General features: G+C 60.8%; 19 protein-coding genes and 2 pseudogenes. 5 read left to right on the top strand and 16 right to left on the bottom strand.

Features of this window, described 5'->3' with window-relative positions; translation table 11 throughout:
* Nucleotides 1-153 precede the first annotated feature (153 nt).
* From JL39_RS04330 to proV, 4 genes are all read right to left on the bottom strand, one after another.
* Nucleotides 154-453 (bottom strand): helix-turn-helix transcriptional regulator, encoded by a 300-nt coding sequence (locus JL39_RS04330; protein WP_037146597.1) that lies wholly within the window; start codon nt 451-453, stop codon nt 154-156.
* Between the two features lie 175 nt (nt 454-628).
* Nucleotides 629-1,504: a glycine betaine ABC transporter substrate-binding protein gene (locus JL39_RS04325; protein ID WP_037146594.1), complete on the bottom strand. Its 876-nt coding sequence runs from the start codon at nt 1,502-1,504 to the stop codon at nt 629-631.
* Between the two features lie 63 nt (nt 1,505-1,567).
* The gene (locus JL39_RS04320) at nt 1,568-2,449 is read right to left on the bottom strand and encodes a proline/glycine betaine ABC transporter permease (RefSeq protein WP_037146592.1); all 882 of its coding nucleotides are present in this window, start codon (nt 2,447-2,449) and stop codon (nt 1,568-1,570) included.
* 24 nt (nt 2,450-2,473) lie between these two features.
* Nucleotides 2,474-3,706: a glycine betaine/L-proline ABC transporter ATP-binding protein ProV gene (gene proV / locus JL39_RS04315; RefSeq protein WP_052182665.1), complete on the bottom strand. Its 1,233-nt coding sequence runs from the start codon at nt 3,704-3,706 to the stop codon at nt 2,474-2,476.
* A 1,058-nt stretch (nt 3,707-4,764) separates the two neighbouring features.
* Between proV and JL39_RS04305 the strand changes: the two genes are divergently transcribed.
* Nucleotides 4,765-5,322 carry an HPF/RaiA family ribosome-associated protein gene (locus JL39_RS04305; protein WP_037146588.1) on the top strand — a complete coding sequence of 186 codons (558 nt, stop codon included), beginning with the start codon at nt 4,765-4,767 and terminating at the stop codon, nt 5,320-5,322.
* A 45-nt stretch (nt 5,323-5,367) separates the two neighbouring features.
* Here JL39_RS04305 and JL39_RS04300 read toward each other — a convergent pair whose 3' ends face one another.
* The 8 genes and pseudogenes from JL39_RS04300 to JL39_RS04265 all read right to left on the bottom strand — a co-directional run bounded on the left by JL39_RS04300 (nt 5,368) and on the right by JL39_RS04265 (nt 13,217).
* Nucleotides 5,368-5,574, bottom strand: coding sequence for a ChaB family protein (locus JL39_RS04300; RefSeq protein WP_037146586.1), 207 nt, complete (start codon nt 5,572-5,574; stop codon nt 5,368-5,370).
* Between the two features lie 712 nt (nt 5,575-6,286).
* A pseudogene (locus tag JL39_RS04295) lies at nt 6,287-6,536 on the bottom strand (ISNCY family transposase); the annotation flags it as partial.
* A 321-nt stretch (nt 6,537-6,857) separates the two neighbouring features.
* Nucleotides 6,858-7,676 carry a sugar phosphate isomerase/epimerase family protein gene (locus JL39_RS04290; protein ID WP_037146584.1) on the bottom strand — a complete coding sequence of 273 codons (819 nt, stop codon included), beginning with the start codon at nt 7,674-7,676 and terminating at the stop codon, nt 6,858-6,860.
* A 48-nt stretch (nt 7,677-7,724) separates the two neighbouring features.
* A complete protein-coding gene (locus JL39_RS04285; RefSeq protein ID WP_052182674.1) occupies nt 7,725-8,579 on the bottom strand; it encodes an ABC transporter permease in 855 nt (284 codons plus the stop codon).
* Between the two features lie 92 nt (nt 8,580-8,671).
* Complete coding sequence (locus tag JL39_RS04280; RefSeq protein ID WP_037146581.1) at nt 8,672-9,607, bottom strand: ABC transporter permease; 936 nt, start codon at nt 9,605-9,607, stop codon at nt 8,672-8,674.
* A gap of 1 nt (nt 9,608) precedes the next feature.
* Nucleotides 9,609-10,625, bottom strand: a complete 1,017-nt coding sequence (locus JL39_RS04275; RefSeq protein WP_037146579.1) for an oligopeptide/dipeptide ABC transporter ATP-binding protein — start codon at nt 10,623-10,625, stop codon at nt 9,609-9,611.
* A complete protein-coding gene (locus JL39_RS04270) occupies nt 10,622-11,632 on the bottom strand; it encodes an ABC transporter ATP-binding protein (RefSeq protein ID WP_081952711.1) in 1,011 nt (336 codons plus the stop codon). Before JL39_RS04270 ends, JL39_RS04275 begins: the two co-directional genes overlap by 4 nt.
* A gap of 4 nt (nt 11,633-11,636) precedes the next feature.
* Nucleotides 11,637-13,217, bottom strand: a complete 1,581-nt coding sequence (locus tag JL39_RS04265; protein ID WP_037146676.1) for an ABC transporter substrate-binding protein — start codon at nt 13,215-13,217, stop codon at nt 11,637-11,639.
* A 230-nt stretch (nt 13,218-13,447) separates the two neighbouring features.
* Between JL39_RS04265 and JL39_RS04260 the strand changes: the two genes are divergently transcribed.
* On the top strand, nt 13,448-14,158 hold the full coding sequence (locus JL39_RS04260; RefSeq protein WP_037146577.1) for a GntR family transcriptional regulator: 711 nt from the start codon (nt 13,448-13,450) through the stop codon (nt 14,156-14,158).
* Nucleotides 14,159-14,264: 106 nt separating this feature from the next.
* Here the strand turns inward: JL39_RS04260 and JL39_RS32400 are convergent.
* Nucleotides 14,265-14,608, bottom strand: a pseudogene (locus JL39_RS32400) (integrase); the annotation flags it as partial.
* 61 nt (nt 14,609-14,669) lie between these two features.
* Nucleotides 14,670-15,710, bottom strand: a complete 1,041-nt coding sequence (locus JL39_RS04255) for a zinc-dependent alcohol dehydrogenase family protein (protein ID WP_037146575.1) — start codon at nt 15,708-15,710, stop codon at nt 14,670-14,672.
* On the opposite strand from JL39_RS04255, the gene JL39_RS32755 reads away from it, so the two are divergent.
* Entirely contained in the window at nt 15,709-15,840 is a 132-nt protein-coding gene (locus JL39_RS32755) for a hypothetical protein (RefSeq protein ID WP_280114082.1), read from the top strand. The genes JL39_RS04255 and JL39_RS32755 overlap by 2 nt on opposite strands.
* Before the next feature lie 143 nt (nt 15,841-15,983).
* Here the strand turns inward: JL39_RS32755 and JL39_RS04250 are convergent, their stop codons facing one another.
* Entirely contained in the window at nt 15,984-16,514 is a 531-nt protein-coding gene (locus JL39_RS04250) for a flavin reductase family protein (protein ID WP_037146573.1), read from the bottom strand.
* A gap of 394 nt (nt 16,515-16,908) precedes the next feature.
* On the opposite strand from JL39_RS04250, the gene JL39_RS04245 reads away from it, so the two are divergent.
* Nucleotides 16,909-17,214, top strand: coding sequence for a hypothetical protein (locus JL39_RS04245; protein ID WP_052182664.1), 306 nt, complete (start codon nt 16,909-16,911; stop codon nt 17,212-17,214).
* Between the two features lie 747 nt (nt 17,215-17,961).
* Here the strand turns inward: JL39_RS04245 and JL39_RS04235 are convergent.
* Nucleotides 17,962-18,396 carry a MarR family transcriptional regulator gene (locus JL39_RS04235; protein WP_037146570.1) on the bottom strand — a complete coding sequence of 145 codons (435 nt, stop codon included), beginning with the start codon at nt 18,394-18,396 and terminating at the stop codon, nt 17,962-17,964.
* Between the two features lie 567 nt (nt 18,397-18,963).
* Between JL39_RS04235 and JL39_RS04230 the strand changes: the two genes are divergently transcribed.
* A complete protein-coding gene (locus tag JL39_RS04230) occupies nt 18,964-20,823 on the top strand; it encodes an ABC transporter ATP-binding protein (protein WP_037146568.1) in 1,860 nt (619 codons plus the stop codon).
* Nucleotides 20,824-20,826 lie beyond the last annotated feature (3 nt).

The raw sequence follows: 20,826 nt of genomic DNA, 5'->3' as shown, positions 1-20,826 counted from the left end.
GGGTCTGTCGCCACAGCGCTTCCTACTCCTCGGCGTGACTGCGCCGTTCCTCAATCAACATCACAGAAACCGGGCAGTGCCCGACGCACCCGCGGCGGTGCATTTCCGTGCTCATATGTGCTTGCCGTTCAAAACCAAGGAGCATTGCAGCCGTCAATGCAGCAGATATTTCGCATCGGCTTTGTCGAAGCTCACGTCATCCCAGTCTGGACCTGTTCCCCTTCCGCTGAGCAACCATGCGAGGCTCACCTTTAGGGCTCCAGCGATCCTGTCGAGCTGGTTGGCTCTTGGTGCTAACCGGTCGTTTTCCCAGTTCTGCCAGGTTTCTGATGTGACCCCGACAATCCGGGATGCATCGTCGACCGACATCTCGAGTGCGTCGCGTGCAAGCGAGATTCGCCCCCCGATCGTGTCGTCGGTAGCAAACGTCGAAACGGGCTGTCCATCGTACATCGTCAAATTCCCCTGGATGTGGAAGCGGGCTTCGCAAAAACCTCCGTCGCGAGGCCCGCGATCGAACCTGGAGTGCCGTCCGCCCGATCGGGCGCACAAAGCACTCCAAACTCGTTGAAATCGGCGCATCGTGCCTACTTGCCGAAAAATCGATTCCGGCTTTCGGGCCGCTGCGTCAGCCTTCGTCCTTGCCCAACCAGGCCTTGACCTGATCCGGATGGTCCGTGATGTATTTTTCGACCGCCTTGTCGTAGGAGGTCTCCTGGGCATTAAACATCGCGCTTTCGAGATCGGGGAGCGGCAGCTTCATGCGCGACAGGAAGTCGGCGACTTTCGGATTGTCTTGCTTGAAGCCCTTGCGCGCCAGAACGTCGACATGTTCCGCTTCACCGAGAGACTTCTTCGGGTCGTCGATGTAGCGCAGCTCGTATTTGCCGAACATCCAGTGAGGGCTCCAGGAGGTTGCCACGAACCACCCTTCCGAACGCATGGCGCGATCGACCGTGGTCAGCATTCCCGCCTCGCTGGAAATCTGCAGCTTATAGTCGTCCAGGCCGTAGTCCTTGATCGCCTTTTCGGACAGGCGGGTCAGGCCGGCACCGGGATCGATGCCCTCGATACGCCCCTTCAACTTCTCCTGGACGTCAGCCTTCTTCAGATCCTCGATCGAGCCGATCGCATCTTCCGGAATATATTTCGGGACGACCCAGCCAAGCTTTGCACCATCATAGACGGTGCCAAGCGTTTCGACCTTGTCCTTGATCTTGGCGAAATAATCGGCGTGGGTCTGCGGAAGCCAAGCCATCATCATGGCATCGAGGTCTCCGCGGCTGACGCCCTGATAAAGGGGGGCGACGTCCGTCTGGACGAGTTCGACCTCCTGACCAAGCTCGTCCTTGATGAGCTTTGCCGCAAGCTTGGTGACGAATTCCGCATCCGACCATGCCGCCCAGCCGATTTTGACCGGCTTGGCATCCTGCGCCATCGTTGCCGTGGTCGCGCTGCCGAACAAAACGGCCGCGAGGCTCATTGTAACGAGTGTCTTGAACATGTCTGCTCCTTTTTTGAAGGTTCGCATTCGGCGGCATGTGGGCCGCCATGGTTCAGCACGAGATCAGGTGGCGGCTTGTGCTGCCTCCTGTCGTGCTGTTTTCTGGAAAAGCACGCGCCAGATACCGGCGCCCTCTCTTCCGAGGCTCTGCGTGATCCGGTCGAGGATCACGGCCAGAATGACGACGGCGATACCGCCCTCGAAGCCGGTACCGACATCAAGCCGCTGGATACCGGTCAAAACCGTGTTGCCGATGCCGCCGGCGCCGATCATCGAGGCGATGACCACCATCGACAGTGACAGCATGATCGTCTGGTTGATGCCGGCCATGATCGAGGGCATGGCGTTCGGCAACTGCACCTTGAACAGAAGCTGGGACGCCGTGCAGCCGAAGGCGTTGCCGGCTTCAATGAATTCCACATGCACCTGCCGGATGCCGAGATTGGTCAGCCGGACGACCGGCGGCATGGAAAAGATGACTGTTGCGATCGTGCCGGGCACCGCGCCAAGGCCGAAAAACATCGCCGCCGGAATAAGATAGACGAAGGCTGGCATGGTCTGCATCAGATCGAGCACCGGCCTTACCACGGTTGCGACCCGATCGCTGCGCGCCATGGCAATGCCTAAGGGCAGGCCGATGAGCATCGCGACCAGGGTTGAGGCAATCACAAGCGACAGCGTTTCCATCATCGCCGACCAGAGCTGCATGTGCTCCACCAGCCAAAGCGACAGGCCAGTAAAGACGGCAAAACCCAATCCGACGCGCCACAGCGAAAGGATGACGAAAACAGCAAGACCGACCGGCATGGGAGTAGCCAGAAGGGCATCCTGTATGCCGTTCGTCACCAGACCGATCGCCGCCGCAATGAAATCGAGCAGGGGACCAAAGTTGTCGAGGATGTAATTGACGGCGCTGTCGACGCCGTCGCCGATATCGAAAGTCATCTGTCTGTCCGTTCTTTCTAAAGGTCAGCTTGCGCGGTCGAGCGTTTCGAGAAGAGCCGACTTGCTGATGGAACCGACATAGCGGTTTTCGTCATCGACCACTGGCACGGGCCAGGAACTGCCTGCAACCCTGCCCAGAACGTTCGACAACGGTTCGCTGGCAGGGATAGGCTCGACGTCGGAAAGAAAGGCGCTCCGATAAGGATCGGCAGCTTTTAAACGGATCTTCTCGACGAGCGATGCCTGGCTTACTATGCCGTGGTAGGTTTTGTCCCGACCGACGATGATTGCGAATTCCCGGTCGAAGTTCTTCATCCGCTCCAATGCTGCCGCCGCAGAGACGCCCTGGCGCTCGATCAGCGTGACTTGGGTTTTGCGGGCGATATCTCCCGCTCTGAACACACGCGAAACGTCGACGTTGCGGAAAAAGGAGCGGACGTAATCGTTTGCCGGGTTGAGGACGATCTCGTCCGGCGTACCCACCTGAACGACATTGCCGCTTTGCATGATGCAGATGCGGTCGCCGATGCGCATCGCTTCGTCGAGGTCGTGGCTGACGAAAACGATCGTGCGGCTGTGTTCTGCCTGCAGGCGGACCAGCTCATCTTGCATTTCCGTGCGGATCAGGGGATCGAGGGCGGAAAAAGCCTCGTCCATCAAAAGGATCGTCGGTTCGCTTGCAAGCGCCCGCGCCAATCCGACGCGCTGCTTCATGCCGCCGGAGAGCTGATCCGGCCGGCTTTCGCTGTAACTGTCAAGTCCGACAGCCTTGAGCGCCGCGAGCGTCTTTTTTCTCCGCTCGGCTTCGCCGACACCGGCGACCTCGAGACCAAAGGCGGCATTGTTGAGAACATTGCGGTTCGGCAGCAGCGCGAACGACTGGAAAACCATGCTGATGTCGCGTCGGCGCAATTCGATCAGTTCGCGGCGCGACATGCGGGTAATATCCCGGCCATCGATTTCAATCTTGCCGGATGTCGGCTCGATCAACCGGTTGAGCAAGCGCAAAAGTGTGGATTTTCCGGAGCCGGAAAGGCCCATGATGACGAAAATCTCGCCGGCCTTGATCTCGAAGCTCGCATCGTTGACGCCGATCGAGCACCCCGTTTCGGCCAGGATTTCCGATTTGCTTTTGCCCCGCTTCAGCAGGTCGAGCGCCTTTTCAGGTCGCTCGCCAAAAACCTTATAAACATTCTTGATACTGATCTTGGTCGAAGCCGGCTCAGCCGACGCGTCATTTTCAGTTGCAAAAGCCATTTTGAATACAAGCCCCGGCTCAACAGCGGAGGCGCTCTCCTTAAGTTAAAGCTCGACATACGGAGAATATAGGGCTCCGCAAGGCGAGTATTCGGTGGATTCTTCGACAGCGACACATGCGCCATCATCTGGTTTTCGAATATCTCTCCCTGTTTCCGGAATAATTCCAAATGAGAGATATGGTCGAAGATTAAGGAATGCTCAAATCTGGAGGGCCCAGTGCATTCCCGTGGCGAAGACGAGCGCTTTTTTAAGGTGATGAATCTCAGATGTCCATACAAAAAACCGAATTCTCCGAATGGCCATTTTAAGTGATTGAAAGAAAAGCATTTCGATTGTTCCGCTCGGTGCGCAATTCGCCCGGCGAATGTTGTCCAAGTGCAGACGGTCGCCGGTTAAAAACTGAGGACCTTGCCTGGCGACTGGCGGAAAGCATTCCAAGCCGCCAGACCGGCGTCAGCATGGCCGGCAATGCCGAACGACGTTCCAGGCGCCCGATCTTCGGTTCCCGGCTAAGGGGAGGAGAGATCGATTACAGCGCTTCTTGGGCGCGCGCGGGGCGGAGGCCGAACCGCATATGAAACTCACCTCTACCCGCGTCTTGAAAGGAAATGAAAGTCGCCGTTTTCTCGTTCCTTACGTGTTTTCGCGAGTGATATTTCATCCTGGCGAGACCTTTGTTGTTTAGCATTCAATGAGATACAACGGCAGACTTGGGGCTTTCCGAAGGCCTCCGAAGACCGAGGCTCGATGGTTCCCGTGATCAAGGCGGACAACCTCCAGGACGACATTTTGCGGGGACGAGAACCCCCTATGTCGAAAACCGATGGCCAGGCCGGGCAAGAAAGGCTGCGTCTCGTCCCTCTTCCTGCAATGTTCATCTCCGCGCTTGGGGCCGAAGACGTCGTTTTGATTGGCGTCAATGTCATGTGAAAGCCCGGCGCTAGAAATACAGACAGCAAGTCACCTGCTGTTCAGGTCGCGAGGCGATAGGCCGCCACGGGGACAAACGCTGCCCTCGAAGCCGGAGCGGAAAATCGGCGAAGGAGAGATGAACCATGGAAACACCAGTCGAAATCGCCAGTCACGGAGCGGAAATCTCACCCGCTGTTGAGGCTGCCCTGAAAGATCATGTGAGCGAACTTGAAACACGCTTCGGGCGAATTACCGATTGCCGTGTCGTCGTCACCGGGCCAGGCAAGCGACATCGCACAGGCGGCCTTTATGATGTGCGCATCCATCTAACCTTGCCGAATGGCCGGGAAGTCGCCGTCGACCACATCGATCACGGCGACGAGCGCCATTCCGATCTGAACTTTGCCATCAATGATGCCTTCAAGCGCGCGAGGCGGCAATTGCAGGACGAGGCAAGGAAGCTTCAAGGGGAGGTGAAATACCACGAGCCGCAGCCGTCAGGCACGATCGCGCGGATCGATCATGCGGGCGCCTTCGGCTTCATTGCAACGTCCGATGGCCGTGAGATCTACTTCCATCGCAATAGCGTCATAGGCGGGCGTTTTGATGACCTGGAAAAGGGGATGCACGTCACGTTCGTGGAAGAACAGGGCACCAAGGGTGACCAGGCCAGCACCGTGAGGTTCATGGGCAAGAGATAAACGGGACGCCGAAACGATCCAAGCAGCCTCGACAACGGGTGCATCTCACCGGGGTGTCCATCGATCGCCGATCTTGACATAGGAGCGCTTGACGGCGGCCCATGCAATCCGGTGTGCGACCTCTTCCTGACGCGGATCGCGGGCATGCGCCTTGAACGCGTGATTGAAGGCCTCGCGGTAGATATCCTGAGCATGTTGAGGCAAGGCGTGCCGAACCGATGGTGGTAAATCCGAATTCGTCGCGTAAGGCATATTGGCTCCAATCGGGCTCTCGGCCTCCCCAGCCGCCGGGAGGGGTGAAATTGTCCAAACCAAGCTCAGGGCGAGTGCAATGCTCTTCAATTTTGAAAGGCGATTGGGTTCGCCTGGCGGTGGGATCGGTATTATAGGACGGCGCTGCTCTTCGTTCCTGTCGCAATTCAACCGGCCATGGTGCTGCACGCTTCGAACCCTGAACTGCCCCGCTCGGGGTAGCACGCAGCCACAAGCGCGAGCACGGCTGACCCTACTATCCTCCGACCAAGGTTGAAATCGATCTTGCATTGCTTGGACAAGAGATGGTGCGACTGTCGAGGAGACGAGCCTGGCAGCAGGGCCTCGGTCACGAGCAGTCTCTCCGCTCGCGTCCAGCGTCGTGGTCGCCGGCCGACGACTACGTGCGGGCGCATATCAGGCCGGTCGGTCAACGGGGGCGGTTTGCTCCGCGACCGCGGCGGGGCGCTGTTCCTCATCGTTGGCTTCCTGGGCTGAGCATGCATTCCTGCGCAATATAGCTGATGCCTGTCCATAAACGCCTGTTTTTCTGGTTTGTAAGAGGTGTTTTGCCCGCTGCAGCGTGTTTTTCCGGCCGCATGATGGCACAGGGCTTCCAGGTTGGGTCGAAGGGCGGTTTGGCCGCAATACGGTCGTGACGTGTCGGCCGACGCTCGCGGCCTGCTCGCTGAACGCGGCGTCATGACCGGCGTCAGGTCGGCCTGAGGCGGGCGAAGCGGGCGAGATTGTAGGCGACCATCGAGGACCAGACGTAGGTCTCGAAGTGGTCTGGCCCGCGCCAGGTGCCGCGGGCCAGGCCATAGGTCCGCTTCAGGCAGAAGATGCCGGTTTCGATGCCGGCCCGGAAGTTTCTGAGCTTGCGATACACCCAGCGGCTCCCGTCCATATCTTCGATCCGGAGGCCGCTTCTTATGGAAGGCCATGTCGCGCGCACCCCAGGCCGGTCGCCGCGCCCCCCTGTCGGCGCAGATCGGACGTCGCCAATTCCAGAAGATCTCGATGGCCATCCAGCCGCTGCGACATCGCCTCCGACTCACGACCGATCTCGTGCCCGGCGAAAAGATCGAATTTGGAGCCCTTGCACATGTCCGCGGACGGTGCGTTCTTGGCGCATTGTCGGCTCCGGCGGCTGTGGGTTTGTCTTTAGAATCAGTGGCTCGATGCTAAAGTGTACCTAAAACCGCCGGGCCTTGCCCGCACAACAAGCGCGATTTCCTTAGCAATCCCAAAAGCTTGCCGTTTATGGACGTAGGCGAGACCAGTTACTGTGCGAGGCCGAGGTTCGCCAGATAGGCCGCAGAGGCCTTAATCTGTGACTTGTCGCGGATCTCGATGATCAGACGGGGATTGGAGGTGATGCCGGCAAGGCGAGCGAAGAAGGCGCGCCAGTTGATGCTGCCGTGGCCGACCGGCCAGTGACGGTCGGCATAGCCATCGGCATCCTGCAGATGCACGTGCTGCAGCAGGTTGCCGGCGTCATTGGCGAAGTAATCGACCGGCGGCGCGCCGGTGGAACCGGTGGCATAGGCCGCATGGCCGGTATCGATCGACAGCGCGAATGCGCGCGAATTGAAGCTTTCCACCAGACGGCGGCGGTTGGCGGGGTCCTTGTCCTCGATGTTTTCCAGCACGAAGACGCAGCCTTGGTCTGCGGCGCGCTTGACCGCGGCATCCAGCGTCTGGTGCGTCATCTCGAACACGCGTTGGCGCTGCTCCGGCCAGTTGTCGAGATTGTTGTGCATCCACGTCGTATAGGGGCTGTGGATGACGATCTGGGTGATGTTGAGCGCGGCCGCGACGTCAAGCGCCTGCTCCATGCGCCGCGCCACCAGTGTCCGCACATCCGGATCGGCCGAGGCGATATTGAGACCCATGAAGGGACCGTGCATGCCGAGGCGGCCCTGATGGCCGTCAAGAAGCTGCTTAGCACGCTCCGCCAGCGGTTGCCAGTCGCCGCAGAGAACTTCGGCCGGAACAAAATCCTGCAGCTCGAGATCGCGCGGCTTCTCCAGCAGCCAGTCCCGGTTCAGTTCGACGTCCTTCAACGTCATGGCGGCGCCAAGGATGGGCAGATCAGACATGGTATGGTCCTTCTATGGTGTCGAGCAGCATGCTGCGGGGGAGGGAGATCAGGAAAGCGTGGGGTCCAGCCGGTCGCGCAGCCAGTCGCCGAGAAGCGAGACGCATAGCGCGGTGGCGGTGATGACGAAGGCCGGCGCCAGCATGATCCATGGAGCGGACGACAGATATTCGCGGCCGAAACCGACCATGTTGCCGAGAGAGGTGCCCGGCGGCTGGATGCCGAGCCCCAGGAAGGAGAGGCCACTTTCCAGCAGGATGATTTCCGGAAAGGCGAGCGTCATCGAGACGATCAGGGTCGAGGCGATATTGGGCAGGATGTGGCGGCCGTAGAGGCGCCAGGGCGAGGCCCCCAGCTGATGCACGGCCGCCGCATAGCCATGCATCCGGCCGCTGATCGCAAGGCCGCGGGCAATGCGCGCATAGCGCTCCCAGGCGTGAAAACCGAGCAGGCAGACGAACAGCACCAGCGAGTTGCCGAAGAAGGCCAGCACCGCCAGCGCCAGCACCAGGAAGGGAATGGCGGCGGAAAAATCCACCAGCGCCAGAACGGCCTGCTCGACGATCCCGCGGAAATGCGCGGCGACGAACCCCAGCGTCACCCCGATCACGGCACCGATGATGGTGGCGCCAAAGGCAATCAGCAGGCTCATGCGGATCGAGGTGATCAGTCTGGACAGCACGTCGCGCCCCAGTTCATCCGTTCCGAGCACATGGCTCCAGCTGCCGCCCATGAAGACCGGCAGGCTCAGCCGGTTGCGCAGGTCCATCTGCGTAAAACCGTAGGGCGAGATCAGGTCGGCCGAAACGGCAATCGCCAGCATCAAAACGAGCCACAGGACGGCAATGGTGATCAGGATCGGCATGCGGTTGAGGCGCTCCAGCAGCGACCTCAACCGCGCCATCGGGGAACCGCCGGCCGCGGCGGTTGAGGAGGTGGTATCGGCCATCTTTTGGCTCCTTCAAGGGCAGGGCGGGCAAGAAACGGTGTGGATTATCAGCGGCGCGCCGGCCTTGCCTGCCCATGCATGCGCGGGTCGACCAGGCCGTAGAGAACGTCCACGATCATGTTCGCAGCGACCATGGTGATGGCGATCATCAGGACGATGGCCTGCACGATGGCGAGGTCCCGGTTGGCGACGGAGATGACCAGCAGCCGGCCGACGCCGGGCCAGGAGAAGACACTCTCGACGACAACGGCACCCGCGACGAGACCGCCCAGCATGAAACCGATGATGGTGATGGTCGGAATGGCCGCATTCTGCAGCGCATGACGCCAGACCACGGCCGACCACGGCAGGCCCTTGGCGCTTGCCGTGCGGATATACGGCTGGCCGAGCACCTCCAGCATGGCGCTGCGGGTAAAGCGCGCCAGAAGGGCGGCGCCGCCGAAGCCCATGGTGGCAATCGGCAGGATAGCGTTCAGCCAGCTGTCCTGCCCGGCCGAGGGCAGCCAGCCGAGATTGACGGAGAGGATCAGCACCAGCAGCATGGCCAGGATGAAGGAGGGCACGGCGAAGCCCGTGACCGCCATCACCATGACGCAGCGATCGATCAGCGAGTTGCGGTGAAGCGCGGCATAGACGCCGGCGGGAACGCCCACGATGAGGTTTACCAGGAAGGCCGGCACGGTGAGCGCCAGCGTCGAGGGAACCCGCTCCAGCACCACCGCCATCGCATCGCGACCATCGCGCATGGACCGGCCGAGTTCGCCGCTGAAGATGGCCTCGAAAAACGAGAAATACTGGACCCATAGCGGCTGATCGAGACCCCAGGACTTGCGGAAGGCGTCGATTGCCTCCGGTGGTGCATCGGCGCCCATGATCACCATGGCCGGATCGCCCGACATGCGCAGAACGACGAAAACGAAGGTGACGACCATGATGATGCTGACGGCAGCGCGCAGCAGCCGGGAAAGAAGGTAATGCAGCATGTCAGCAGGTCTCCAGCAAAGCGGGAGCACGGGCGGCTGCCGCCTCCCCGTGTGCGATATGGCAGGCGACGCGCCGGCCGTCGCTGCGGCGCGGCTTCAGTTCCGGGGTCTCAGTCCGGCAGGTCGCCGTAGCGACCGGACAGCGCGGATGAAAGGCGCAGCCCGTCGGGCGATTGGCGGGGTTGGGCGGATCACCCTGCAGGATGACCCGGTTCGTCGTCTTGCCCGGATGCGGAATGGCCGAGACGAGTGCCTGGGTGTAGGGATGGGCGGGTTCGTGCAGCACCGCATCCGGATCGCCTTCCTCGACGATCCGGCCGAGATACATCACCGCGACGCGCTGGCTGATCTGGCGTACGGCCCTGAGGTCGTGGCTGACGAACAGCATGCCCATCTTGAGGCGCTCCTGCAGGTCGGTCAGCAGGTTCAGCACCAGCGCCTGGATCGAGACGTCGAGCGCGCTGATCGGCTCGTCGCAGACGAGTAGATCCGGATTGGTCACCAACGCACGGGCAATCACGGCGCGTTGGCGCTGCCCGCCGGACAGAGATTGCGGATGCCGGGCGACATGATGCGGCTGCAGACCGACCTCCGCCATCACGGCGGCGACCCGTTCCTCTCGTTCGGCTGCGGTGCCGATCCGGTGAATATCCAGCGGCTCGGCAATCTGCACGCCGACGGCCAGACGCCTATCGAGGGCCGACAGCGGATCCTGATAGACCATCTGCATGCGCCGGCGAAGGTTCGCCCAGGCCGCCGTGCCGCTGGGCGGCATGGCGCTTCCGTCGAAGATGACAGAACCGGTATCCGGCGGCTCGATGCCCAGCACCAGCCGCGCCGTGGTGGATTTCCCGCAGCCGGATTCGCCGACCAGCCCCAGCGTTTCGCCGCGCGCCACGCGGAGCGAAATCCCGTCCACGGCCCGCACGGCGGTCGGGCGCCCCAGCAGCCCACGCCGCACCGTATAGCTGCGCGCAAGATCACGCGCTTCGAGCAGATCTGCCGTGCCCGCACTCATTGCATGGCCCTTTCGCGCGTCGTCGCAGCCCGATGATGCGATGGATGGCCTGCCTGGTGGTATGGTCTGGCATGGATGCAGGCTGCACTATGGTCCTGCGTCAGGGGCAGTGGCACCGGATCGACTTCCGCGCAGCGGTCGGTTGCCGCATTGCAGCGGGGCGCGAAGGCGCAGCCTTGCGGCATATGCGCCGCCTCCGGCACGCTGCCGGGAATGGCAACCAGCCGGCGCCGCGCGCCGCTGAGCGGCGGCAAGGCCCCCATCAGCCCGCGCGTATAGGGGTGGTTTGGATGGGTGAAAATCTGACCGCTTGGCGCCTCTTCCACGATCCGGCCGGCATACATCACGGCAATGCGCGAACAGGTTTCCGACACGACGCCGAGATCATGCGAGATCAGTACCAGCGCCATGCCGGTATCGCGCCGGAGCGTGGTCAAGAGATCGAGGATCTGCGCCTGGATGGTGACATCCAGCGCCGTCGTCGGCTCGTCGGCCACCAGAAGCTCCGGCTCACCGGCCAGCGCCATGGCGATCATCACGCGCTGGTTCTGCCCGCCGGAGAGTTCATGCGGATAGGCATTGATGCGGTTCTTCGCATCGGGAATACCGACCTGATCCAGCAGGCGGATGACCTCCGCCTTCGCCCTCTGCCCGGTCATGCCGCGATGCAGGCCGAGCGCCTCGCCGATTTGACGCCCGATGCGATGGACGGGATTGAGGCTCGCCGCCGGATCCTGGAAGATCATGGCGATCCGTCCGCCGCGCACCGGCTCCAGCCGCGCCTTCGGGGCGCCGAGGATCTCGGTGCCATCGATGAGAACGGAACCGCGCACCGTTGCTGAGGCAGGCAACAGGCCAAGTGCTGCGAGCCAGGTCACGGACTTCCCGCAACCGGACTCGCCGACCAGCCCGACCGCTTCGCCGCGCTCGACCGCAAGATTGATGCCCCGCAAGGCGGGTGAGCGGCCGAAAGCGACCGAAAGGTTCCGGATCTCGACGAAAGCCATCACCTCAGGCGCTCCAGTTGTGGCGACGGAAATCCATGACGAAGGACTGGGAGGGAACCCACTTGATATCGGCGCGCTTGGCGGTGAAGGAAGCGTTGCGGTGCAGGACGACATAGGCCGGATCTTCAATCTCGATGATCTGCAGCATGCGGCGCCACACTGCGATGCGGCGGGTGCGATCAGTGCTGGAGCCGAGTTCCTTGGAGAGATTGCCGAATTCTTCGTTCCGCCACTGGTTGTTTCTCCAAGGCGAACCGGCAGGGCCCCAGGAGCCGGACATCTGTACATAGGGGTCCGGCAGGCTGGCTGCCGCCGACCAATCGTGGATGCCGCGGGTTTCCGGGCCGCCTTCGCTGATCTGGCCCCAGTTCTCCACCATCTGCAGCTTGATGTTGAGGCCGACCGAACGCCAGTTTTCCGTATTGATCTGGGCGGTGGCCGTCTGGGCGGTATAGTAGTCGTTAAGCACCCGGTAGGGGATAGGCTCGCCATTGTAGCCTGCCTTGCGCAGTAGAGCGCGCGCCTTGTCCGGATCGTAGGCGGGGTTTTCGTGATCGGCGATGTAGAAGTCGCCATAGAAGGTCCACTGCAGGCCGCGCGGCACTTCAGTGCGTCCGCTCCACAGGGATTCGACGATCAGTTCGCGATCGACGGAATGGGTGAGCGCCTGGCGCACCAGCGGATTGGCCAGCACCGGATGAGACTTGTTGAACACGGTGTAGCGCGTGTTGTTGATCGGGCCGCCCACAACCTTGAAGCGCTTGTCGGCCTCCACCGTTGCGATCTGGTCCGGGGGGATGTCGCAGGCGAAATCGGCGCCGCCGGAGCGCAGCAGGTTGATGCGCGAGGCCGTCTCCGGCGTTTCCACGAAACGGATCTGGCGAAGCGGCGGGCGACCTTCCCAATGATCGTCGAAGGCGGCCAGCGTCAGGACGGAATCCGGCTTGTATTCGGCGACCGAATAGGGACCCGTGGTGACAGGCTGGCGCGCCCAGTCCATCCAGCTCTTGGCTTCGAGAAAGGCGCGCTTGCTGACGATCATGCCAATCGAGGCCGAAAGGCGACCTTCGAGAACCGGGTCGATGGAGCCGTTGTGAAGCCGGACCTTGTGCGGCCCGAGCACCTCGATCCGCTCGAAGGCAGGAAGTGCCTGACGGGCCACGGCCTTGACGTTGTCGGGAACCTCGACTGATCCGCCGCCCCACATCCGGTCGGGACCGTAGGAGAAGGCCACGTCCTCGGCGGTCATCACGTCGCCGTTGTGGAACTTGACGCCTTCGCGCAGGTCCACATCGACTGTTCGATCGTCGAGGCGCTTCCAGCCGGTCGCCAGTTGCGGCTGCAGCGACATGTCGCCGATCCAGTCATTGCCGAGCAGGGTTTCGGCATAGCTCGTGTAGATGCGAGCGCCGACGTTCGACTGTTCCGTCAGCATTTCCAGCGTGTTGGAGGTGGAAATGCGCTGAACGGCAACAGTCACGGCGGGGCGGTCGGCGGATTGTGCCGAGGCAAAACGCGGCATGGCAAAGGCAGCCGTTGACACTGCCGAAAGGGAAAGGAGATGGCGACGGGTGATTCCAGTCATTTTCTTGACCTTCTGAAAATGGCAAGCAAAGGGGCGTGCCGCAACAACGCGAGAGGCCCGCGTCCGGCGTGATGAAGCGTCGATGATGACGTGACGATGATCTGCGTTGCCCGGCGGAATGCTCACTTTCGGTGTGCCCGCCGCGATGCGAATTTCCTTAAGGGCTCATTGTGAAACGCGCATGACAGCTGTAGGTACAGCTATGGAATTTCAGGGGTCGGGGACGATTGATGGAGCCGCAATGGTTCAGGGTATATCAGGCGGTGAAGAAGGCCATTCTGGTGGGAGAGATGCTGCCGGGCAGCCAGGTTCCGCCTGAATTCGATCTGTCCGAACAGTATGGCGTCAGCCGCAACACGGTGCGGCGCGCCTATCTGGCACTGTCGCAGGAGGGATTGATCCGAAGCGTGAACGGTCGCGGCTCGTTCGTCATGCAGACGGGCCTGACCTATGAAGTGGATGCAACCTCCCGTTTCCGCGATGTGCTGGACCAGCAGGGCGTGCGCTCCGCCATCCGCATCGTGGAAAGCCAGGAGGTGCCGGCAGACGACGAGATCGCCAATATCCTGCACCTCGAGAGCGGACATCCCCTGCTGCGCGTCACCACGCTGATCCTCGGCGACGAAGTGCCGTTCATCCTGACGGTGCGGCACATACGCGCCGATCTTGTGGTGGACCTGGACAGAAAGCTGAAAGAGACGGATTCCCTCACGCAGATTGCGCGGCGCGAAGGACTTGGCCAGTTGCGCCGCGTGTCGACCACTGTGGCGGCGCGGTTGCCGACGGAACGGGAGTCAGCCCTGCTGCAGTGCCCGGTCAATGCGCCGGTGCTGGTGGTTCACTCGACCGGGCGCATCGACAATGGTCTGCTGCTGGAGTGCCAGAGGGCTGCGATGAACAGTCAGCTTATTCGGCTGTCGTTCCAGGCTGAGGGTCGTTGATCGCGCGCGGCGCAGGTTTCGTCTCTTGCGCGAATTTCCGTGCATCCATGAAATCTTGAGGTCCTGCGCTATGTAATGGCCAGGCCTATAGCCGCGGCCCGGACATTCAGGACAGCATCCGGGTGGCCCTGCCACTAGGCCGTTGCGCATGGTTGTCGTATTCTGACGCCTGCTGGACGGATCGATGCCAGGACTGCTCCATGGCCTCTGGCAGCGGGATGCCTCGGTTGGCCGCTTCGGTGAGATAACCGGAGCGTAAGCCATGGTCTAAAAAATTCCTCCAGGTCCAGTCCCGCCATCTGCGCCCGCTGCTTGACGATGTCGTTGATCCCTTTGGATCAAGCGCACGCTGCGAGACATTCCCCAGCGATCAATCGCCCGGAACACACTGCCACTTTCGATCCTGGCGAGGTCAAGCCAGGCGTCGAGCGCGTCGCGAGGGCCGCCGCTAGACATTAGGAAACGCCAGGCGGCAGAGTGCTGCAGCCTGGCCTCTTTTCGCTTCTTCGGATCATGCTGCTTCGATGATGACTTTCAGCGCCTGCGTGCTCGCCGCTCTCGAAAAGGTATCGTAGGCATCGAGGATCGCGTCGAGCTTGAAGCGGTGGGTGATGAGTTTCTTCGGATCGATCTTGCCCGATTGCACCGTCTTCAAAAGCATCGGCGTCGAGACCGTGTCGACCAGCCGGGTCGTAATCGAGATGTTCTGCGACCACAGCTTTTCGAGATGCAGATCGGCCTTTACGCCATGTACGCCGACATTGGCGATGACGCCGCCGGGCGCGATGATCTCCTGGCAGAATTCGAAGGTGGCAGGGACGCCGACGGCCTCGATCGCCGTATCGACACCCTTTCCGCCGGTCAGATCGAAGATACGCCGTTTGGCCGCCTCTCCATCCGCCTTGACCGTCTCAGTCGCGCCGAAACGTTTCGCGACTTCAAGCCGGTTTTCGTCGAGATCGACCATGATGATCTCCGACGGCGAATAGAATTGCGCGGTCAGCAGCGCGGCGAGCCCGATCGGCCCGGAGCCGACGATGGCAACCGTGCTGCCGGGCTGAACCTTACCGTTCAGGACACCGCATTCGAAGCCGGTCGGCAAGATGTCGCTCAGCATGACGAGCGCCTCTTCGTCAGCGCCGTCCGGGATCGGATAAAGGCTGGTATCGGCATGGGGAATGCGCACATATTCGGCCTGGGTGCCGTCGATCGTATTGCCGAGGATCCAGCCGCCTGTGGTGCAATGCGAATACATGCCGCGCCGGCAATATTCGCATTTGCCGCAGGAGGAGATGCAGGAGATCAATACCCGGTCGCCCTTCTTGAACTGGGTCACGCCGGCACCGATATCCTCGACAATTCCCACACCCTCGTGTCCGAGGATGCGGCCTGGCGTGCAGGTCGGCACATCGCCTTTCAATATATGCAGATCAGTGCCGCAGATGGTCGTCCGGGTGACCTTGACGATTGCGTCGGTCGGTGCCGCGATTGTCGGGACAGGCCTCTCCTGCAGGCTTTTCTTCCCCGGTCCTTCATAGACGAGAGCTTTCATGATGTTTCTCCAGGTTAAGGCGGATACGCCGCTTTCGAGCAACATCGCACCACAGGACCAGATCGCCTTGACCCTTATCAATGTCGGCGGGTTCGCCCCGGGACTCGCCAGCCGTCTCAGGGCTGACTGAGATCAATGCCCTCATCGGAAGGGTATAACAAAAGACGAGGGGCATCTTTTCGATAGTGGTCCGGCTGACGTCGACCGCAACCGGCGCCGACAATAGCAATCTCCTGCCCGACACTCAGCCGGCCGAAGCCGTCAGCGCGTGCGTTACGGCATCCTGGATTCGATGTGGACGGTTTCGCCATCTACGACGAAGGCGCCGTATCCCTTGTGGTGGAGGGTCCTTGGCGCCTTCTGCTCGGGATCCTGCCAAGCGGCGACGACTTCCAATACAAAGAGATTATAGTCATCCACGAGGCGCGTTTCCTTGACCTTGCATTCGAGGTTGGCGAAGCATTCCTCGATCAGCGGAGCTGCAACCTGACTTGCCGGTAGCGGCGTCAAGCCGAAGCGCGTGAACTTGTCGAAGTCGCGACCGGAGCAATTGCCGATACCCACGACCTTGTGTGCCAGTGGGGCGGCCGGAATGGCGATGACGCATTCCCCGGTTTGCCGCAGCGCCGCGAAGCTATAGTCTGCGCTGGAGACGACGCAGGCGATGAGCGGCGGCGTGAATTCCACCATCATATGCCAGGACATGGTCATGACATTGGAATGGCCGTCATGGCTTGTCGTCAGCAGCACGACCGGCCCGGGTTCGAGCAGCCGGTAGACGTCGACGAGGGCAACTTCTTGCATGGCCGCCTCATGAATATTGCTCACGGTCTTCCTTAGCCGCGGCTTGTCCGTCGCGACGGTGCTTCACGATAAGGTTCAATCGACAACCAACAGGACCTTCCCGCCTTGAGCAAGATCAATGAGCAACGGGGAGGAGGTAGTTTTTGCTGCAACGTGTTCACGACGCAAGAAGAGGCCGGTGAAAGCAAATGTCTATATAGCCAGATCCGAACCATTCCGCCAAACCACCCTGAAGAGCGCCTGACCTCGCCCGAAATGATCTTTGTGACAAAGCTCTATTCTTTCATTTTGTATCACGACGTGATATAAATGATAAAAAATGCCCCGAATTGCGGGCGCAAAATGGCGGAGGCTAAACCTCGCAAATTGAGAAGGTGCCAAATCGGGGGGAGACATGGCCAACATAGATGAATTCGCAAAGCTGTCACTGCTTCTCGAAAGCAAACTGAGCGAGCGGGGAATTTTGAACGTCGACGGTTTGTTGATGTCCGCTTCATTGCCCCCCGACATCGAGGAGAAGCTGGACGGATTGATCGATAACATAGCTGAACTGGAAGGATTGATCCGCATTGCCCATGCCGCCCGGCAAGGCGAAACTCTTTCGCCACCGGTCGCGGGTGCCGTTCGCGTGATGATTGAGGAAATCTGCGACGCCCTCTTTGAGCCGGAGGAGCTCCGCAACCTGTCGAGGCTGCATTAGCCTGCAGGTCGTTTCAATCATCTCGCTGTGTCCGGTCCCGATGACGTTAAGACCCTTGGTTCTGCTTGCACTTTTGCTCCTGGCCCATCCGATCAAGGCTGGAGAGGTCTCAACCTGTGCCGCTGCAGCCAAAGGCCTGCTCGTGACGACACCAGGACAACTGCTATCGGTTGCGCAGGCAGGGGAAGGCTGCACCGCAATTTATCTGATGTATCGCGAGGGAAAACGCCCGCGGAGGATGACGGTCAAATTTCGAAGAAACCCTGACCAAAGCGCTGGCATCCGATGGGAGACGGTTGGTGCGGCGAAGATATTGCCGGTGGCGGGACGCGAGCCATCCTCCAGGGAATAATCTTGCTGCGTTGCGTGGAACAAAGGTCCGAGCGTCAGATGGACTGTGCTCGCTTCGGGAGATGCTCATCATGAGATTGAGGACGGCACCCTATTTAAAAGCGCTCGCACTGTTGGGCGTCGGGCTCAGCTCGTTGCCTGCCGCCGCGGCAACGCAGGTACGGCCCACGGGCGCTCCCGATGTACCGCGCTATATCGTCGATATCGCCGGAAAGCGGGTCCGATTGGTCGGCCCAAGATTCTTCACGGATGCAACCAAAAAGCTCAGATTTCCCGGCAGAAATGATGACGACCAAGAAAAGCAGGCGAGGTAGCGATTTGGTTAGCTCATCAATGCGCTTTGTCGAAGCAGGCCCAAAGAGGCTGCGCTTATCCAGCCAGCGCTGATATCCGGTTTTAAGCGTCCGGTTCGCCCATCTGGCGAAGGCGCCGGAGAGACTCGGCCAGCAGAGGTTCGTGTGCGAGCATCTCGCGAAGGTGATCACGCGCAAGCGTATCGAGAAGCGCCTCGCCAGAGGTCGTCAGTTTCAGAAAAACGCTGCGCCTGTCTTCCTGAGATGCTGTACGCAGCACAAGTTTTGCCGCCACGAGACGGTCGGCGAGCTGCACGGCGGCGTGATGTGACAGCAGCATATCGTTTGCGAACTGCTTGATCATGATTGCGTTGTTCGCAGCGACCTTGATGACAAGAAGCGCCTGATATTGCTGGGAGGTAATGCCCGCCTTGGTCAGGACCGCTTCGCTGAAGGCGAGAAACCGGCGCATGGCGAGCCGCACCCCTGCCAGTCCTTTGAATATCTCAATGTCTAACTGGTCCTGACCAAGGCTCATCTGGGCTTACTCGAACGAAGAGGATCAATATTGCAGGGATAGAGCTGCAGAAGATAGCTCGCAAGAGCATTCAAGATCGATCTTCAACGGCAAGCCAGGGCAACCCACACCACAGCTCAAGGTCGTTGCGAGGGTGCTTCACGATGCTACCGAGCGCTTCCAATCAGATCGCGTTTCGATGTACAAGCCGGAGACAACGCGGCAGCCAAGTGGATTGTCCCCGACAAGTCGAATGCGGAGACTGGTCTAAAAGATCGGATCCGGCTCCCACCGGATAGTTTCTCCGAGCGAATGATCTCGCAGCCCTCATGTCGAACCCAGATGTTACGGTGCGGGCTGTATTGGCGGCATATTACTCGGGGGTATACCCTAAGGTGCTCGCGCATGGGGTCGAGCGCGGCCTTCTTCAGACCTGTCGATAAATGGCCGCTATCGTAGTTTGGAATCTTGCAAAGCGAAGTGCCGCCCACGGGCAACCTGGACATTCAAACCGGCTTGAGTTTTCCCGCCGGCCAATCCGTGATTAACTACCGGCGATTTCCATTCCCTCGCCTGTTTGCCTCCGATATGTCGCTTTTGGATTTGATTTATCGCCCCTTCGAGACGCTCGTCCGTCCACTCGACGTCCCCTATGCACCGCTGCCGGCGACGGGGCCTTTCGCGCTGCTTATGCATTTCGCGTGGATGTTCCGCGGCGTGCTGGCAGCCGTCGCCATATTCATGATGGCGATCGAGGGGATCAACCTCGCGACAATCTGGGGCATTTCGTTCATCGTCGACGGGGTGAGCGCAAAAGGTGCAACGGTCTTCCTGCGCGAGGACTGGCCGACCCTGACGGTTCTCGGCGTGCTGCTGTTCCCGGTAATGCCGCTCCTCATCTTTCTCGGCAACACGCTGCGTTCCCAGGTGTTGGCCGTGTCGATGCCGGCCGCGATGCAGTGGCAGGGCCACAAGGCAGTCGAACACCAAGACCTTGCCTTCTTCCACGACCTTTTCGCCGGCCAGGTTGCCTCACGCATTTCGCAGGTCGCTTCTGCCGTGCAACAGCAGATCGCTGTCGCGTTCCAGAGCTTGCCGTATTTCCTGGTGCAGTTTGTCGGGTCGCTTGTGCTGCTTGCAACGCTTTCCTGGCCGCTGGCCATCCCGGTCTTCATTTGGATTGCTGCGAATGCCGCGCTTGCGGTGGTGGCGGTGCCACATTTCTCGGAACGGTCCCGCCATTCGGCCCGCGCGCGCAGCCTTATTGTCGGCGCCATGACCGACCTCTATAGCAACATTCAGATGGTCAAACTGTTTGCGGCCGAAGACAGCGAGGCGGGTGCGATGCGGACCGTCATGGGAAACGCTATCGAGACGCAGCAACGCGAAAGGCGCGTCCACCTGACGACTGACAGCAGTGTGGTCCTGCTCAACGTGATTCTCATCATCGCCAATTTTGCGGTGGGGTTTTGGGGTCTCGTCTCGGGCTTGGTGACTACCGGTCAGTTCGTCGCCTCGATCGCAATCGTTCAGCGGCTCAACGCGAATTCCCGCGCTTTTCTGAATATGGGGCAGCAGATATTCCAAGCCGTGGGCACGATCCGCGACGCGATGCCGGTCGTCACCACACCTCCGACCATCACCGACGCGCCGAACGCCCGGCCGCTTGCTGTCACCACGGGCAAGGTCGAATTCAGGAACATTCGGTTCGCGTACCGCCAGGGGCCGGGCGTGATCGAGGACCTGTCGCTCACCGTCGATGCCGGTGAGAAGGTCGGACTCGTCGGCCTGTCTGGCGCCGGCAAGTCGACCCTGGTCAGTCTGCTCCTGCGGTTGTTCGACCTCCAGGACGGTGCGATTCACATCGACGGTCAGGACATTCGCAACGTGACGCAGGCAAGCCTCAGGGAGAGTATCGGCGTCGTCACCCAGGATGTCTCCCTACTGCATCGCTCCGTCGGCGACAATATTCGCTATGGCTGGCCCGATGCCTCGCATCAGGAGATGGAACGCGCCGCAATGCTGGCCGAAGCCGACGGCTTCATCGCCGATCTGAGGGACGGCGAGGGCCGCACCGGCTATGACGCCTTCGTGGGCGACCGCGGAGTGAAGCTTTCTGGCGGGCAGCGTCAGCGGATCGCCATCGCCCGGGTTCTGCTCAAGGACGCACCGATCCTCGTTCTCGACGAGGCGACGTCGGCGCTCGACAGCGAAGCTGAGGCAGCGGTCCAGGACAAGCTCGCGCTCCTAATGGAGGGTAAGACGGTGATCGCCATCGCCCACCGTCTATCGACGATCGTCAGTATGGACCGGATCGTTGTGCTCGACAAAGGCCGTATCGTCGAGGAGGGAACGCCGTCGGCTCTACTCGAACGCGACGGGCTTTATGCCCGCCTCTGGAAACGGCAGACCGGGGGTTACATTGCCAACGCAGTCGAGGAAGCATGAAAG

The organism is Rhizobium sp. YS-1r (assembly GCF_000757525.1).
Lineage (GTDB): Bacteria > Pseudomonadota > Alphaproteobacteria > Rhizobiales > Rhizobiaceae > Neorhizobium > Neorhizobium petrolearium.
Note: the sequence above shows the minus strand (reverse complement) of the source record. Positions and strands in the feature narration are given on the sequence as shown.